A 16886-nucleotide genomic window follows, 5' to 3' on the forward strand; every position below is an offset into this window, starting at 1 on the left:
CATCGCCGACCTCTAGATCAATGCCCCCGAAGCGGCTACAAGACCGACTTATGGACGAAAACTGTTCCCGCTTTGAGGTGCCATGCCGAAGTTCCTAATCCATCCCGGTTTCCACAAAACAGGCACGACCAGTCTCCAATCATTTTTGAACGCAAATCGACAACGTTTGGCCCAACAAGACATATCAGTCTATCTCGGCCCGCAAATGGGGGCTCTATCTTTGGCCGGACGTCGCTACGGGCGCAATCCAGGTCCAATGACTTTGAAAAAGTTCAAACGGTCTGTTCTGGGCTTTCTCGATGGCGTTGATGACGCCGGCACAATTGTCGTGTCCCGAGAGTCGCTCGCCGGGCGTATGGTCGGTGACGTCCGGGATGACGGTTCAATCGTCACGGATTATGCCACCTCTGCGGCGCCTCTGCTCTGGTTCTTGGTGAAAGCGACGCGCAACAAGTTCGGAGAGGACACCCCGATCACCATGCTGTTCACGACACGTGGACGCGATAGCTTTCTGAGCAGCGCCTACAAACACAATCTGCGCAATAGGCGGGTCGTCGAAAGCTTCGGCGAGTTCGAAGGCAGATTTGACGCCAAATTCAATCTAGTGTCTGAGATCGAGAAAATTTCTGAGGTTCTGAACAATGTGGACGTCGTCGCGCGTTCTTTAGAAGACCTGACTCAATCACAATTTGGCCCCGGATCCGCGATCGTTGATTTGTTGGATTTACCCGCGAATGTCCTGACGCAACTGGAGAAAACGCCACCCCAGCGCGTAGGACAATCCAAAGACATCAACGCACGGCTGCTCGACCTAAACAAGTCTGTCAAAGATGATGGGGAGTTGCTAAAACAAAAGCGAGAGCTTCTCCTAGCTGTTGAAGGTATACAGCCCGACTAAAGAGCAGAAACGAGAATAATCAATAAAAAATAGGGATTTACGCACAGGTGAGGGGAACAGTAGCTGAAGAACAATGTGACGCACATGGCTTCGATTTTGCGGAGACATTTCGCAACCAATACCACATTGCGCCACTTGATGTGCCACCTCCCGAAGGCTTTGAAAGCGTCATAATTTTTGACTGGCGCGTTTCGTTTTGCCCCTCTTTGCATACCTGCCTAGTGACAGACGCCAATGGGGTCCAATGCGGCGTTATCCTTGGACATGCTGTAGCCGAGGATGGAACCTATCTTAGTGGCACGACACCCTTGGACGGCGGAGTGGATACGCCATCGTTCTTTGATGCGGCGGAGGCCTTTATCAAATGGGCCGCTGGCCGGTTCATGGCGTTCTTTGCGACACCAACCGATGCGCGTGCATATCCCGACCCGGTCAGCTCTTTTGGCTTTGTTTATGACCCCGAGACCAAATGTGTTGCCTCCAGCCTGTTTTTGTCGCTCCATCGCCCGCTAGAAGAAAATCCGGCCTTCGATAACGCGGCGATCGTGAAGGGCGCCGACTGTTTTGGAACTCAAACAACAACAGATGTGTACAAGGGTTCCTATGGATTTGGGATGACCCGTGATCGGCATGTCCGTCGAAGTGTTGCCAACCATTATCTGGATCTCGCCTCCCTGGAAATGCATCGGTTTTGGCCCAAAGAAGGTGATTTCGACAGGTTTGACCTGCCACGTCGCGATCTTGCCGATCTAATTGTTGAACGCCTCAAAACAAACGTCCGCGCCCTTGTGGCGCATAATGACACTGGTTTCCTTCTGTCCGGCGGATACGATTCCAAAATGGTTCTCGCTGCGGCACAGAGCGATCTGGCAGCATCAGACCGCCTCAAAAGTTATGTTTTTGCAAGTACCTGGAACCAAACTATTGATGTGAATATCGCGGCAGCGTTGGGAGAAAGCGCGGGGCTCCAAGTCACGTCGGTCGTGCCTGAAGACGGCCACAAGGGATCATTCCTGCAAAATAAAAAGGAATTCCGGCGCAAAGGGCTGCAATACGTTATTGCAACTGGCAGCATCGGGCGAATGCCGAACACCGAAAACCGCGGGTATCTGGATCGATTGCCAGAAGGCGGCATCCTCATCACCGGAAACATGTTGGAGATATGTTCTGCTGTCTGGTGGCCTGCCAAGAAAATTGATGATGCCGAGCATGCGGTAATCAGATGTCAGGTTGCACGAAATACGCCTGCTGAAATCGAGGACAGGGAGGCGCGGTTCGCCAGTTGGTTCGAAAAGCTTCCCGATGCGGCAAAACTGATGCTTCATGATTTTAACTACATGGAAAATACCCTCCCAAATACACAATCCGCATATTTGGGTTTCACCCGCCAATTCCGCGTCCCGCCCGCGAATGACCGGGCGATTTTTGCGGCTTCGATGTGTACAGCTGTTCCTTGGCGGCGCAGACGGGGTTTGTTTTGGGCCATTGTGGCACGCAGTTCTCCCGATCTTCATAAATTGCCTACGGTGGAAGACATAAAATTTGTCGCGAAGCGGGATAGCGAGGCCACGATAGAAGAACTAGCCCAAGGTGACCTTGAGGCCGTTAAGCAAAAGTTCGTACAGTTGCGCGGCGGTAGGGTATGATGAATCCGGTCGACATTCCCTGCTGCAAGGCGGTTCGGTAGGCACGTAAACGGATCCAGACACTTCGAAATACGCAGTCCGGGCATAGTCTCCGATTGCGTAAGTTCGTTTTGAGACGGGCTGCCGGGCGTCCGTCTATATTTTGAGACTTAATGTTGAGACTTAATCGAGCACAAAGCTCGGGAAGGGCGAAGGAGCCCGAGCGCTCGCAATCACGCTTTGAACGCTCACCGAAAAGATCGACATTGCGAGGCTTGATAAAAGCACTGTTCTTTAGCCCATGCGACGAATTTTTATAACTTTGCGGAGCCTCACGGCTAAAACCGCTGACACCTTACGGTATATGTCATTGTTTCCGTTGAAATGTGCCATCATACTTCCCATGGACATAAAACCTGTCTTTGGGAGGACAACATGAACAAATATCTGAGCCGTGCGGCCGCTGTCGCACTTTGCACCGGTTTCGCCACACAAGCGCTGGCGACCGAATGGAACGTATCGCTCTGGGGTAAACGGCGCGCCTTTACCGAAAACGTGGAAAAGCTCGCCGAGCTGGTGTCGGAAAAAACCAACGGCGAATTCACCCTGAACATTTCCTACGGCGGGTTGTCAAAGAACACCGAGAACCTCGACGGGATTTCCATCGGCGCATTCGAAATGGCGCAGTTCTGTGCCGGGTATCACCCCGACAAAAACCCCTCGATCACCGTGTTGGAACTGCCGTTCCTCGGCATCGACTCTCTGGAACTCGAACGCGACGTGTCGATGGCGGTCTATTCGCATCCCGACACGGTCAAAGACCTCGCGCGCTGGAATGCCAAACTCCTGATGCCCTCGCCGCTGCCGCAATACAACCTCGCCGGCGTGGGCGATGCGCCCCATTCGATCGCGGACTTCAAAGGTCTCACCGTGCGCGCCACGGGCGGGATCGGCGCGGCAATGGAGGCTGCAGGCGCGGTCCCGACCTCCATGTCGGCCACCGAAGTGCGTCAGGGTATGGATAGCGGCGTGATCCGCGCGGCGTCTTTCGCGCCCCATGCGCATATGTCCTTTGGCACCGCGGAGATTGCCACATGGTGGACCACCAACCTCAACCCCGGTGCGGTCAACTGTCCTGTGGTCGTCAATATCGATGCCTATGAGGCCCTGAGCGACGCGGAACGCGAAGCCCTCGATAGCTCGGTTCCCGAGGCGCTCGACCACTACATCACCTATTACAACGAGGAAACCATGGCCAAATGGGGCCCGATGGTCGAAGAAAAAGGGATCGAAAAGGTTACGTTCTCGGACGACGATCTGGCCGCCTTCAAAGCCGCCGCAGCTGCCCCCGCAGCCGACGAGTGGATTGCGCAAAACGCAAAACGCGGTCTGGCGGCCCAAGAGCTCTATGACCTCGTGACAGGCATGGTTGCCGCGTCCAAATAAACGCGCGAACTGACCTGAATTCCGCCCCGTAACCTGCGGGGCGGAAACACTATTCTGCAATATGAAATGAAAGCACGAGATGGCTGGAGCGGGCACAGTTCTAACGGATGGCAGCAGGCTAAGCCGGCTCGACCAAAGACTGTACGAAGTCGAAAAGGTCTTCGCCTTGGTCAGCGGTCTGACCGTCTTTGGCCTGATGATCCTCGCGGTCATTTCGGTCGGCGGGCGCAATTTCTTTCAACAACCATTGCCCGGATATATCGACTGGATCCAACAGGCGATGCCGCTGATCGCCTTCGCGGGGATTTCATACACCCAACGCAACGGCGGGCATGTGCGCATGGACATGCTCGTCGGCGCGCTAAAGGGTCGGCCCTTGTTCGTGGCCGAGCTGATCACCACCTTCGCGATCCTTGTGTTCATGGTCCTGATGGTCTGGGGCACATGGGCACATTTCCAGCGCAGCTTTGATTTCGCATCCCCCCTGTGGAGCCGCGACAGTTCCATGGATATCAGCCTGCCACTCTGGCCTTCCAAACTGGTCGTGCCGGTCGCCTTCAGCGTGCTTTGCGCGCGTCTGGTGATCCAGATCATCGCCTACATTCAGGCCATCTTCTCGGGCACCGAGCATCCGGTGGCCGTGCCTCTGCCGATAGATTCAGCCACACAAGCCGCTCTGGAGGCCGCGCAGGTCTCCGGCGACGACTAGGGGAAACGTCATGGACTCGATTGAAATTGGCCTGATCGTCTCTGGCGGCATGCTTGTGATGGTGGTTCTGGGAATGCGCGTGGCTTTTGCCGCAGGGCTTTCGGGAATGATCGGCCTGATCTGGATTTTCTGGGCAAAAAAGGGCTACGACCCAGAGGCCTTTACATGGGCGCTGACCGTTGCGGCCAAAACCGCAGGGCAGGTGCCCCATTCCAAAGTCTCATCTCAGGCGCTGTCCCTGATCCCGACCTTTATCCTGATCGGCTATCTGGCCTATCACGCGGGCCTCACAAAGGCGCTCTTTACCGCCGCTAAACGCTGGATCGCATGGGTTCCCGGTGGCCTCGCCGTGGCCACCGTGTTTGCCACCGCAGGGTTCGCCGCCGTGTCGGGCGCATCCATTGCCACCTCGGCCGTCTTCGCGCGCATCGCGATCCCCGAGATGATCGAAGCGGGCTATAACAAAAAATTCGCCGCCGGTGTCGTCGCCGCAGGGGGCACCTTGGCCTCCCTGATCCCGCCCTCCACGATCCTTGTCATCTACGCAATCATCGTCGAACAGGACGTGGGCAAACTGCTCCTCGCCGGTTTCCTGCCGGGCATGTTCTCCGCCCTTGTCTATGCGCTCCTGATCATCGTCATGGCCCTGTCGATCAAAGGGTTCGGTCCCGCAGTCGGCGGGTTCACATGGCGCGAACGCTTTGCCTCGATCCCGCCGACGACGCCAATCATCGTCGTCGTGCTGACCATCGTCCTCTTCGTCTACAACCCCTTCGGGGGCGAGGCATGGGGCACACCCACAGAAGGCGGGGCCATCGGTGCCTTCGTCGTCTTCCTGATGGCCATGTATAAAGGCATGCGGTGGAGCCAGCTTCGCGACGCGCTGCTGGAAACCGCGAAACTGTCGGTGATGATCTTCACCATCATCTGGGGCGTCCTGATCTACGTGCGCTTCCTCGGCTTTGCCGATCTACCCGGCGCGTTCTCCGATTGGCTGCTCTCGCTCACCATGCCGCCGATGCTGATCCTCGTGTGCATCCTGCTGGCCTATGCGGTCTTGGGCATGTTCATGGATGCGATCGGCATGCTGCTCCTGACACTGCCGGTGGTCTATCCTGCGGTCATGTCGCTGAACGGGGGCGAAATGGTCACGGCGGCGGATTCCGCCTTTGGCATGTCGGGTCCGATGTGCGCGATCTGGTTCGGCATCCTCGTGGTCAAAATGGCCGAATTCTGCCTCATCACACCCCCCATCGGCCTCAACTGTTTCGTGGTTGCGGGCGTGCGCGACGATCTGACCGTGCAGGACGTGTTCAAAGGCGTCACGCCCTTCTTCATCGCCGACGGCATCACCATCGCGCTCCTCGTGGCCTTCCCGATGATTGTGCTCTGGTTGCCGATGCAGGCCGGATGATGGCAGGTGCGCGGGCGCGCTAGAAAACCGCCCGCACCAATCCCAAAGTCAGCCACGGAAACGCCGCGAGGATCACCACGCGTACCAGATCGGTGGCAACAAAGGGCAGGGTGCCTTTGAAGGTATCCGAGAGCGGCGTGTCCTTATCGAGCGCGTTGATAATGAACAGGTTCATCCCCACAGGCGGGGTGATCAACCCGACCTCCACCACGATCAGGACCAACACCCCGAACCACAATCCGAACTCGTCGGGCGCAACCCCGAAATCGAGCGCCGCCATGATCGGAAACACAATTGGAACCGTCAGAAAGATCATCGACAGGCTGTCCATCACGCAGCCAAAGGCGAGGTAGATCAACAAGACCGCCGTCAGGATCGCCCATGGCGACAACACCAACGTGCCGACCCATTCGGCCGCAAACATCGGCAATCCGGTCAGCGCGAGGAAGTTGTTGAACACCTTCGCCCCGATCAGGATGAGGAAAATCATCCCTGTCGAGGCCGCCGTCTCCAACATCGCCTCGCCAACCTTGCGCAGGTTCAACCCGCCATTGGCCAGCGCCACGAGCCCTGTGCCCGCAGCGCCCACTGCCGCCGCCTCGGTCGGGGTGAAAATCCCGAAATAGATCCCGCCCACAACACCGGCAAAGATCGCCAGAACCGGCCAGACGGACACCAGCGCCGCCCAGCGTTCCGCCCCCGTCGCGCGCGCCCGTGCACGGCTCGAATGCGGGCGCACCCGCACGTAGATCGCAATGCAGATGATGTATCCAAGAGCCGCCAGAAGACCGGGCACAAAGGCCGCCACGAACAGCTTGGCAATGTTTTCCTCGGCCAGCATTGCATAGACCACGAGGATCACGGAGGGCGGTATGAGAATGCCCAATGTCCCGCCCGCCGCCAAGGCACCCGTCGCCAACCGCCCCGTGTAGCCGTATTTCTTCAACTCGGGCAGGGCGACCTTGCCCATCGTCGCCGCCGTCGCCAAGGACGATCCGCAAATCGCCCCGAACCCCGCGCAGGCCCCGATCGCCGCCATCGCCACACCGCCCTTGCGATGCCCGATCCAGGTCTCCGCCGCCTTGAACAGCGCCGCCGACATGCCGCCCAGCGTCGCGAAATGACCCATCAGCAAAAACAGCGGAATGATCGAAAACGAATAGGAAGAAAACTCGCCGTAGACCAGATGCTTGAGCTGGCTGAGCACCATGATCGAATTGCCGTTAAGCAGATAGGCCCCGCCAAACCCGACCGTAAACATCGCCACCCCGATGGGGATGCGCAAAAACAACAAAATCAACAGCGCAGGAAAGGCCAGAAGACCGATGGTAAACCGATCCATCAGCTCTCTCCCCCGATCATCGAACGCCCCGACCGCAGCACGCAAAACAGCGCCACAACCACGCCCGCGCAACAGGCCACAAAGGCCGCGCGATAGCCCCAGACCAGCGGGATCTGCAGGATGAATGTCGTCTCTCCGTAGCTGCCCTTTTCCCCCATCCCGAGGAACAGCCGCCACGCCACGACACCCGTAAAGGCCCCCAAAAACAGATCGCCCGCGAAATCCAGAAACCGGTTAAACCGCGCCCCGAACGCGCGTTGCAGCACATCGACACGCGCATGCGCGCGCGCGTATTGCGCATAGGGCAGGGAGGCAAACACCGCGAATCCGATGCCGAATTCGACCAACTCGATATCACCGGGCACAGGCGACAACCCGACCCAGTCGAGCGCACGCCCCGCAACCGACACACATGTCAGCGCAATCACCACGAGCAGCGCAACACCCCCCGCTACGGCCATCGCACGCGCCAGCCAACCGACCGATTTTTCTACCGTCCAATACATCGCGCCTGCATACTGGCGCGCAGGCGTGGCGACAATTAAAAACCACGCCCCCACAGACGTGCCCCGCATAAACCGCAGCGCATTTGGCATGCCCAACCTGATGACAGCAAAAAGGGGCGTCGCAAAACCGGCACCCCTTTGCATTTATCTTATAGGCGAAACCGAACGGCCTCGGCGTGGACCGCGCAGATCAGACCTCTGCCGTGCGACCTTTGCGCCGGCGCAGCGCCCCGAAACCCACCAGTCCCGACAGCAAAAGCACGCCCCCCGCAGGCAGTGGAACGGCCGGAACCTCGGTCACCGACAGAGACCCGCCAGTAGGACTTCCAAAGTAAGCATCGTTAACATCTATCACGTGATAAAATGCCGGCGCCGTAAGGAAATTGGAAACAATGACCAGTAAATCCGGTCGCAGATCGTCGAGGCCAATAATGCCGCCACCTATAGCGAACTCATCCCCAAGCGCATTGTAGTTGTATTGCAACGGAAAGGCGGAGAGGTCGACAACTGTAGAAGTCAGGGAATTGATCGTCAGACCCGCCGATGTGTCAGCAATATTTCCCGAAAAATCCGCTGTGATTGTCAGGTCAAACGAAACATCCCCGAGGTTGGCGCCGAAAAAATCACCCACAACATTATAGGTCGCAGCAAAGCTGGATGTCACAGATGCAAACAGGACTGCGGCCGCCCCGATAAGGTGTCTGATTTTCATGTCGTTCGGTCCTCCCTCACCAACCACGCCTTCGAGCTATCCATCAGCCCCACCTGACGGGAACTGGTAAGCACAAAAATTTCGTCCCACGACACTAGGGTTAATGGACTGTTGCACAAAGAAAAAACGTCCAAACCCGCAAAAACCCCTCAAAACCCTACGTATACCCATCACAATCGCACGCAGATGCGCGGATTGTTTCGCCCGCCGCGACACCAAAACTGACCCGCCCATGAATCCGCCCATGAACCCTCCCAAGAAAAAGGCCCCCCGAAGTCACCTTCGGAAAGCCTCACCGGTGCCGCGCACCCCATGGCGAACAGGGCAGGGGTTAAAGCGTGACCCACGCCCCGTCTTTGGCCGAACTCTCGACGCAGGCGGCGATGAATTTCATCCCCAGAACCCCGTCCTCGATCCCCGGCGTGTGACCCGCACCGCCATCGCCCGCCCGGATCATGTCTGCCGCGTCCTTATAGATGGTCGCGAACCCTTCGAGATACCCTTCGGGATGCCCCGGTGGCACGCGCAGGCTCTGCTCGGACCCGATCTTGGCCGCGCCGCCCCGCGTCAGGATCTGCTTTGGCTCGCCAAACGGCGTATAGGTCATGACATTGGGGTTTTCCTGATGCCACTCGATCCCGCCCTTGGAGCCGTAAACGCGCAAAGACAGCCCGTTTTCATTGCCCACCGCGATCTGGCTGGCCCAAAGCGTGCCCTTGGCCCCGCCTTTAAACCGGAACCGCGCCTCGACGTTGTCATCGACCTGCCGCCCCTCGACAAAGGCGGTCAAATCCGCCGACATCGCCTCGACTTCCAGCCCCGTGACAAATTGCGCGAGGTTGAAGGCATGGGTGCCGATATCGCCCACACATCCCCCCGCGCCGGAGCGTTTGGGATCGGTGCGCCACGCGGCCTGTTTGTTGTCGGGATCGGCAGGCTCGGTGAGCCAGTCCTGAATGTATTCGACCGCCACAAAGCGCACCTCGCCCAAGGCCCCGCTGGCAACCATCTCGCGCGCTTGGCGCATCAACGGATAGCCGGTGTAGTTATGGGTCAGGATGAACTGCTTGCCCGATTTCTTCACCGCGTCTGCGATTTTCAACGCGTCTTCAACGGTATGGGAAAGCGGCTTATCACAGATCACATTGATCCCCGCCTCCAGAAACGCGATTGCCGGACCGGCATGCATGTGGTTCGGGGTCACGATGGCAACCGCATCAATCCCGTCCTCGCGCGCCGCTTCCGCCTTGGCCATCTCCGCGTAGGAGGCATAGGAGCGATCGGGCGCAATCCCCAGATCATCCGCCGAGGCCGCCGCGCGCCCGGGGTCCGATGACAGCGCCCCCGCAACCAGCTCCCATTCCCCGTCAATCCGGCTCGCAATCCGGTGCACGCCGCCGATGAACGCCCCGCGCCCCCCGCCAACCATGCCGAGTTTCAGTTTCTTATGCATTGTCGCCTCCCCTAAAGCCCGAGCATCCGGTTGATCTGCGCCTTGTCGACCTCGGCGGACGCAAAATCGTCAAAGGTCTTCTCGGTCGCCTCGATGATATGGCCCGCGATAAACGGCGCGCCCTCGGCGGCACCCTGTTCGGGCGATTTCAGGCAGCATTCCCACTCCAGAACCGCCCAGCTGTCATAGTCATACTGCGCGAGTTTGGAGAAAATGCCGGAGAAATCGACCTGACCATCGCCGAGACTGCGGAACCGGCCCGCGCGATTGACCCATCCCTGATAGCCCGAATAGACGCCCTGACGCCCGTCGGGATTAAACTCCGCGTCCTTGACGTGATAGGCGCAGATGCGGTCGTGGTAGAGGTCGATAAAGGCAAGGTAATCAAGCTGTTGCAGCAGGAAGTGCGAGGGATCGTAGTTGATCTGCGCGCGCCCGTGACCGCCCAGAGCATCGACAAACATCTCGAATGTCGCCCCGTCGAACACATCCTCGCCGGGGTGGATTTCATAGCCCACATTGACGCCTTCATCCTCATAGACGTCCAGAATGGGCTTCCAACGACGCGCCAGTTCCGCAAACGCCTCCTCGATCAACCCCGCAGGGCGCTGGGGCCATGGGTAGAGGTAGGGAAAGGCCAGCGATCCGGTAAAGGACACCGAATTATCCAGCCCGAGCTTGCGCGACACCTTCGCCGCCTTCTTCATCTGGTCGACCGCCCATGCCTGCCGCGCCTTCGGGTTGCCATGCACCGAAGCGGGCGCAAAGGCATCAAAGGCCTCGTCATAGGCGGGGTTCACCGCAACCAATTGCCCCTGAAGGTGGGTCGACAGCTCCGTGATCTCCACCCCGGCATCGTCACAAATGCCCTTGATCTCGTCGCAATAGGCGTCACTCTCGGCCGCCTTGTCCAGATCAAACAACCGCCCGTCAAAGGTCGGGATCTGCACGCCCTTATACCCCAGACCAGCGGCCCATTTGGTGATGTTCTCAAGACTGTTGAACGGAGCTTCATCGCCCGCAAACTGAGCAAGAAATAGGGCAGGGCCCTTCATCGTTTTAGCCATTCTCTTCTCCCTGTCGGTCTTAAACGCGACCCGTGGGTCGCACATTCCACGATTATCCTAGCCAACTCACGTCACAGGAGCGGCATCACTTTTGTGCAAAAGGGGGTCGTCATATTCTGGCACCTCCAGCCCCTGAATGGGCGGCAACTCGGGGTGGTTGATCGCCTGTATCGCCGCGCGCGCGAGCCACATGCCACTGTCGGCCACATTTTCGCGCACCGTCAGGATCTGCGGGCGGAACCGCACCAGAAACGGCGTCGCCTCCTTGGCAAAGGCATCGAGCGTTTCGCCCAATCTGTGCCCGTGCTCCTCCGCCGCACTCACCGCCGCGATCATCGAGGTGGTCGAGGCACAAAACAGACCGTCGATTTCGGGATGACGCTGCAGAGCGGCCGCCGTCGAGGCATGGATATCCGCAGAGGGGCTGTCGGACGTCACATCCTGCAACAGATACCGCTTCACCCCGAGCTTGTCGCAGGTCTCGCGCGCGGCCTCTACAATGTCGCGCCCGTAATTCTGATAGGGCGGGGGCGCGATGGTCAGGATCGCCTTGCGACCGCGCCGCGCCAAAGCCTCCATCCCCAAACGGGCGAAGGCATAGTTGTCGAAATCATAATAGGGATGGTCGGTGCGATTGGTGCGCCCATGGGTCGCCACCGGAAACCCTTGGTCCATGAGATAATCGACACGGGGATCATTCGGCTCGGTCTGGTTAAGGATAATCGCATCCGCCGATTGCGTTTCCACCACATAGCGCACCGGCACCATGGCGTCCTCATCAGGGAAATAGGGCGTCACCACGAGATGATAGGGCGTGTTGCGCAGCTCGCCTGCAATCGACGAAATCAACTGCGCGGTGTGGTTCATGATGTCGTGTTCGGTCGAGAGAACCAGAGAGATCACATTGGTCTTGCCGGTGCGCAGACGAACCCCCGCACGGTTCGGACGATACCCGATCCGGTCGGCACATTCGCGCACGCGCAGCTTGGTTGCGGCGGAAATGTCGGGGGCATCATGCAACGCACGGCTGACTGTCGCCACGGCCAAACCCGTTATGCGCGAAATCGTCTTGAGCGTGGGCCGTTCACCGGGCGAAAGCCCCTCGGCATCCTTGTTCTCTGCGGACATCAAAACCTCCCTGATTCGGCCCATTCACACCGGTTTGGATACGTCAGGCATGCTGTCGCAGGCCCCGCGAAACCCTGTGCTGTTTGCGCTATCTTCATGAAAGTTAGCGCTAACCGCCCAATGTTACATTTTTACTTGCCACGTCGAAAATGACTGACATACTGCCGAGTATAGGGTCGCGATGACTGGCAATCCAGCGTGTTCGCGAAATCTATAACGTTTTAGGGGTTCCTGAAACGTTTTCGAAACTAGGGAGGACTACTCAACATGAAACTTACCAAAGCGCTCCTCAGCGCCACCGCGATCACGGCTGCCGCCTCTGCTGCGCATGCTGTCGATCTCGAAGTGACTCACTGGTGGACGTCCGGCGGCGAAGCTGCAGCCGTTGCTGAATTCGCCAAAGCGTTCAACGAAAAGACCGACCACAATTGGGTTGATGGCGCCATTGCAGGTGGCGGCGGCACAGCCCGTCCGATCATGATTTCCCGCATCCTCGGCGGCGACCCGATGGGCGCGACCCAGTTCAACCACGGCCGTCAGGCCGAGGAACTGGTCGAAGCCGGCCTGATGCTCGACCTCACAGATGTTGCAGAGGCCGAAGGCTGGCGCGACATCGTGCACCCTGTCTCGCTTCTCGACAGCTGCACCATCGACGACCGCATCTACTGTGTGCCGGTCAACATCCACTCCTGGCAGTGGCTGTGGCTCTCCCACAAAGCCTTCGCTGATGCAGGCGTCCCCGTTCCATCCAACTGGGACGAATACGCAGCAGCCATGCCCGCGCTCGAAGCTGCCGGTAAAGTTCCGCTCGCAATGGGTGGCCAGCCTTGGCAGTCCTCCGGCGCATTCGGCGTTCTCACCGTTGCTCTCGCAGGTCTCGACGCCTGGTCCGCAGTCTCCGTGGACAAAGACGCCGACGTCGCTGCCGGTCCAGAGTACGCAAAAGTGTTCGAAGCTGCGGCTGCTGCACGCGAGTACTCCAAAAACACCAACGTTCAGGACTGGAACCAGGCAACAGCCATGGTCATCACCGGCGATGCCGGCGGTCAGATCATGGGTGACTGGGCGCAGGGTGAATTCGCTGTGGCCGAGCAGGTTGCAGGCGAAGACTACACCTGTCTCCCCGGCCTCGGTGTGAACGAAGTTATCTCCACCGGTGGTGACGCGTTCTACTTCCCCAAACAGGGTGATGCCGATATCGAAGCCGCTCAGAAAGAGCTCGCGTCCCTCATGCTCTCCAAGGAAGTCCAGGTTGCCTTCAACCTGAAAAAAGGCTCCCTGCCAGTGCGTGGTGACGTCGATCTCACCGCTGCAAACGACTGCATGAAAAAGGGTCTGGAAATCCTTGCCTCCGGCGCAATCCTGCCCGACGGCAACCAGACGCTGTCTCCTGACACTCAGGGCCAGATCGAAGATCTGATGACCGAATTCTGGTCGTCCGATATGGATCCGGCAGACGCTCAGGCGACATACGCAGCAATCATTGCTGACGCCGACTAAGTCTAACGGCTTAGGGCCCGGCTGCCGATCACGCGCAGCCGGGCCCATTTTTTATTTTGTGCGGACGCGATAACAACAGCAACCGGACGCACCGATAGGGGGGAGACACCTGTCATGGCTGTAACCGATCACGGGCAGATCAATTCCGGACGCGACTTCGCGAAACCGCCGATCCGCCTCTTCAAGAATTTAAGCGCCAAGCTTGCTTCGCTGCCGATGATTATGACCGCCACGGTTATCTTCGTCGGTTGTTCGATCTGGACGATCGTTCACTCCTTCACCAATTCGCGCCTGCTGCCCAAGCTCAACTTTGTCGGGCTGGACCAGTACGAGCGCCTGTGGGGATCGAACCGCTGGATCGTCTCCGTTGAAAACCTGATGATCTTCGGGATCTGTAGCCTGATTTTCACTCTGCTGATTTCATTCACGCTCGCGGCATTGCTCGACCGGAAAATCCGGTTCGAAGATTCCTTCCGCACCATTTTCCTCTACCCCTTCGCGCTGTCCTTCATCGTGACAGGGCTCGTGTGGCAATGGATCCTGAACCCCGAATTCGGCATCCAGTCCGTCGTGCGCGGCCTCGGCTGGGAGAGCTTCAATTTCGACCCCCTCTATAACCCCGACATCGTGATCTACGGCATCCTGATCGCCGGTCTGTGGCAGGGCACGGGGCTGATCATGTGCATCATGCTCGCCGGTCTGCGCGGCATCGACGAAGACATCTGGAAAGCGGCCAAAGTCGACGGCATCGGCACGCTCAAAACCTACACCCACGTGATCATCCCGATGATGAAACCGGTGTTCATCACCGCGCTGGTGCTGATCGCATCGGGCATCATCAAGGTCTACGACCTCGTCGTGGCGCAAACCTCCGGCGGTCCCGGCATCGCCTCGGAAGTGCCCGCCAAATACGTCTATGACTCGCTCTTCCTGCGTCAGAACCTCGGTCAGGGCTTTGCCGCCTCGACGATGATGCTCTGCATGGTTGTCGTGATCCTCATCCCTTACGTCTACCTGCAATACGGGGGCAAAAAAGATGGCTAATCCGTCCACGCTTTCTTCCACGGCGGCCGCGGCCAATGCCGTGTCAGGCAAACTCGAAGGTCCCGCCGGCCCAAAACCGCGCCGTCCCTTCAAGCCCTCCAACATCATGATCTACGGCACGCTCATCATCTTCTCGATGTACTACCTGCTGCCGCTCTACGTGATGCTCGTCACCTCGCTCAAGGACATGTCCGAGGTCCGCATGGGCCGCACCTTCTCGCCGCCCATGGACCCGACGTTCAAACCATGGATCAAAGCATGGGCCGAGGCCTGCACAGGCATCAACTGTGACGGCCTGTCGCGCGGTTTCTGGAACTCCGTGCGCATCCTGATCCCCTCGGTGCTGATCTCCATCGCCGTGGCATCGGTATCGGGCTACGCGCTCTCCTTCTGGCGGTTCAAAGGCTCCGAGGTGTTCTTCAACATCCTCATCATCGGCGCCTTCATTCCCTACCAGATCATGCTCTACCCGATCGCGATCATCCTGCGCGAGCTTGGCCTGTTCGGCTCGCTCGGCGGTCTGGTGATGGTGCACACGATCTTCGGCATGCCGATCAACACGCTGTTGTTCCGCAACTACTTTGCCTCCGTGCCAATGGAGCTGTTCAAAGCGGCCCGTGTCGACGGGGCAGGGTTCTGGCAGATCTTCTTCCAGATCATGCTGCCGATGTCGCTGCCGATTTTTGTGGTCTCCATGATCATTCAGGTCACAGGCATCTGGAACGACTTCCTGTTTGGCGTCGTCTACACCAAACCGGCAATCTATCCGATGACCGTGCAGCTCAATAACATCGTGAACTCGGTGCAGGGCGTGAAGGAATATAACGTCAACATGGCGGCAACCCTTCTGACCGGCCTCGTACCGCTCATCATCTACTTCATCTCCGGCAAACTCTTCGTCCGCGGCATCGCCGCCGGTGCGGTGAAAGGCTAAGACCCATGACCAACGACAACGTATCTGTCTCCATCAGGAACCTCGATCTGGCCTTCGGCTCGATCAAGGTTCTCAAAAACCTCGATCTCGACATCCACAAAGGCGAGTTCCTCGTCCTCTTGGGCTCGTCGGGCTGCGGGAAATCCACGCTCTTGAACTGTATCGCCGGCCTATTGGAAGTCTCGGGCGGCCAGATCCACATCAACGGCAAAAACGTCACATGGGCAGAGCCCTCGGAACGCGGCATCGGCATGGTGTTCCAATCCTACGCGCTCTACCCGCAGATGACGGTCAAAGGGAACCTGTCCTTCGGCCTCAAAAACGCCCGCGTGGCCAAGGATGAAATCGAAAAGCGCGTCGCCCGCGCCGCCGAAATCCTCCAGATCGAGCCCCTGCTGGATCGCAAACCCGGCGCGCTCTCGGGCGGTCAACGCCAACGTGTGGCCATCGGCCGTGCGCTGGTGCGCGATGTGGATGTGTTCCTCTTTGACGAACCGCTCTCCAACCTCGACGCCAAACTGCGCACCGATCTGCGCGTGGAACTCAAACAGCTCCACGAGCAGCTCAAAAACACCATGATCTACGTGACCCACGACCAGATCGAAGCCATGACACTGGCCGACCGGATCGCGATCATGAAAGACGGGTTGATCCAACAACTCGACTCGCCCCACGGCATTTATGACAAACCGGTCAACAAATACGTCGCCGACTTCATCGGCTCGCCTGCGATGAACTTCCTCGAAGGCAACGTGGACGGGGGCGTCTTCACCGCCAAGGATCTCAAAATCGACCTCAAAGGCTACGAATTCACGCCCGCCGGTGCGACCGGTGGCCCTGCGTGGTTCGGCATCCGTCCCGAACATGTCTACATCGACAAAGAACAGCCGGTGATGTTCGAGGTAAAGGCCGAGATCGTCGAACCGATGGGCGCGGACACTCTCGTATGGACCCATGTCTGCGGCTCTCCGTTCCGCATCCGTCTGGACGGTCAGGCCAAAACCCGCATGGGCGACACGCTGACCATCGGCTTTGATCCCGCGCGCGCCTCGATGTTCGACAAAGCCACCGAAGAGCGTCTCTGACCCGTGCCGCGACCCCACGTGGG

The 16886-nt window shown here is 58.6% G+C and carries 15 protein-coding genes; 9 read left to right on the top strand and 6 right to left on the bottom strand.

Annotation, left to right across the window (positions count from 1 at the left end; translation table 11 throughout):
• The first annotated feature begins 82 nt into the window (after positions 1-82).
• The 5 genes from ABD815_RS12490 (at position 83) to ABD815_RS12510 (ending at position 6092) form a co-directional block, all read left to right on the top strand.
• A complete protein-coding gene (locus ABD815_RS12490) occupies positions 83-898 on the top strand; it encodes a hypothetical protein (RefSeq protein WP_344847539.1) in 816 nt (271 codons plus the stop codon).
• Positions 899-945: 47 nt separating this feature from the next.
• Positions 946-2544: a hypothetical protein gene (locus ABD815_RS12495; protein WP_344847541.1), complete on the top strand. Its 1599-nt coding sequence runs from the start codon at positions 946-948 to the stop codon at positions 2542-2544.
• Between the two features lie 414 nt (positions 2545-2958).
• Positions 2959-3969, top strand: a complete 1011-nt coding sequence (locus ABD815_RS12500) for a C4-dicarboxylate TRAP transporter substrate-binding protein (RefSeq protein ID WP_344847542.1) — start codon at positions 2959-2961, stop codon at positions 3967-3969.
• Between the two features lie 79 nt (positions 3970-4048).
• On the top strand, positions 4049-4678 hold the full coding sequence (locus tag ABD815_RS12505) for a TRAP transporter small permease subunit (protein ID WP_344847543.1): 630 nt from the start codon (positions 4049-4051) through the stop codon (positions 4676-4678).
• A gap of 10 nt (positions 4679-4688) precedes the next feature.
• A complete protein-coding gene (locus ABD815_RS12510; protein WP_344847544.1) occupies positions 4689-6092 on the top strand; it encodes a TRAP transporter large permease in 1404 nt (467 codons plus the stop codon).
• Between the two features lie 19 nt (positions 6093-6111).
• On the opposite strand, the gene ABD815_RS12515 is transcribed toward ABD815_RS12510, so the two are convergent.
• The 6 genes from ABD815_RS12515 to ABD815_RS12540 all read right to left on the bottom strand — a co-directional run bounded on the left by ABD815_RS12515 (position 6112) and on the right by ABD815_RS12540 (position 12300).
• Positions 6112-7434, bottom strand: coding sequence for a TRAP transporter large permease (locus ABD815_RS12515; protein WP_344847545.1), 1323 nt, complete (start codon positions 7432-7434; stop codon positions 6112-6114).
• Complete coding sequence (locus ABD815_RS12520) at positions 7434-8030, bottom strand: TRAP transporter small permease (protein WP_344847547.1); 597 nt, start codon at positions 8028-8030, stop codon at positions 7434-7436. Before ABD815_RS12520 ends, ABD815_RS12515 begins: the two co-directional genes overlap by 1 nt.
• A gap of 100 nt (positions 8031-8130) precedes the next feature.
• Complete coding sequence (locus ABD815_RS12525) at positions 8131-8652, bottom strand: VPLPA-CTERM sorting domain-containing protein (protein ID WP_344847549.1); 522 nt, start codon at positions 8650-8652, stop codon at positions 8131-8133.
• Between the two features lie 331 nt (positions 8653-8983).
• On the bottom strand, positions 8984-10105 hold the full coding sequence (locus ABD815_RS12530; RefSeq protein WP_344847551.1) for a Gfo/Idh/MocA family protein: 1122 nt from the start codon (positions 10103-10105) through the stop codon (positions 8984-8986).
• Positions 10106-10116: 11 nt separating this feature from the next.
• Entirely contained in the window at positions 10117-11172 is a 1056-nt protein-coding gene (locus tag ABD815_RS12535) for a sugar phosphate isomerase/epimerase family protein (protein WP_344847553.1), read from the bottom strand.
• Positions 11173-11238: 66 nt separating this feature from the next.
• Complete coding sequence (locus ABD815_RS12540) at positions 11239-12300, bottom strand: LacI family transcriptional regulator (protein ID WP_344847554.1); 1062 nt, start codon at positions 12298-12300, stop codon at positions 11239-11241.
• Positions 12301-12567: 267 nt separating this feature from the next.
• On the opposite strand from ABD815_RS12540, the gene ABD815_RS12545 reads away from it, so the two are divergent.
• The 4 genes from ABD815_RS12545 to ABD815_RS12560 all read left to right on the top strand — a co-directional run bounded on the left by ABD815_RS12545 (position 12568) and on the right by ABD815_RS12560 (position 16863).
• Positions 12568-13800, top strand: coding sequence for an ABC transporter substrate-binding protein (locus tag ABD815_RS12545; protein WP_344847555.1), 1233 nt, complete (start codon positions 12568-12570; stop codon positions 13798-13800).
• 114 nt (positions 13801-13914) lie between these two features.
• Positions 13915-14844 (top strand): carbohydrate ABC transporter permease, encoded by a 930-nt coding sequence (locus tag ABD815_RS12550; protein WP_344847556.1) that lies wholly within the window; start codon positions 13915-13917, stop codon positions 14842-14844.
• A complete protein-coding gene (locus tag ABD815_RS12555) occupies positions 14837-15778 on the top strand; it encodes a carbohydrate ABC transporter permease (RefSeq protein WP_344847558.1) in 942 nt (313 codons plus the stop codon). Before ABD815_RS12550 ends, ABD815_RS12555 begins: the two co-directional genes overlap by 8 nt.
• 5 nt (positions 15779-15783) lie before the next feature.
• Positions 15784-16863 (top strand): ABC transporter ATP-binding protein, encoded by a 1080-nt coding sequence (locus ABD815_RS12560; protein ID WP_344847560.1) that lies wholly within the window; start codon positions 15784-15786, stop codon positions 16861-16863.
• Positions 16864-16886: the final 23 nt, after the last annotated feature.

The sequence above is a fragment of the Celeribacter arenosi genome (genome assembly GCF_039539485.1).
In the GTDB taxonomy this organism is placed as follows: domain Bacteria; phylum Pseudomonadota; class Alphaproteobacteria; order Rhodobacterales; family Rhodobacteraceae; genus Celeribacter; species Celeribacter arenosi.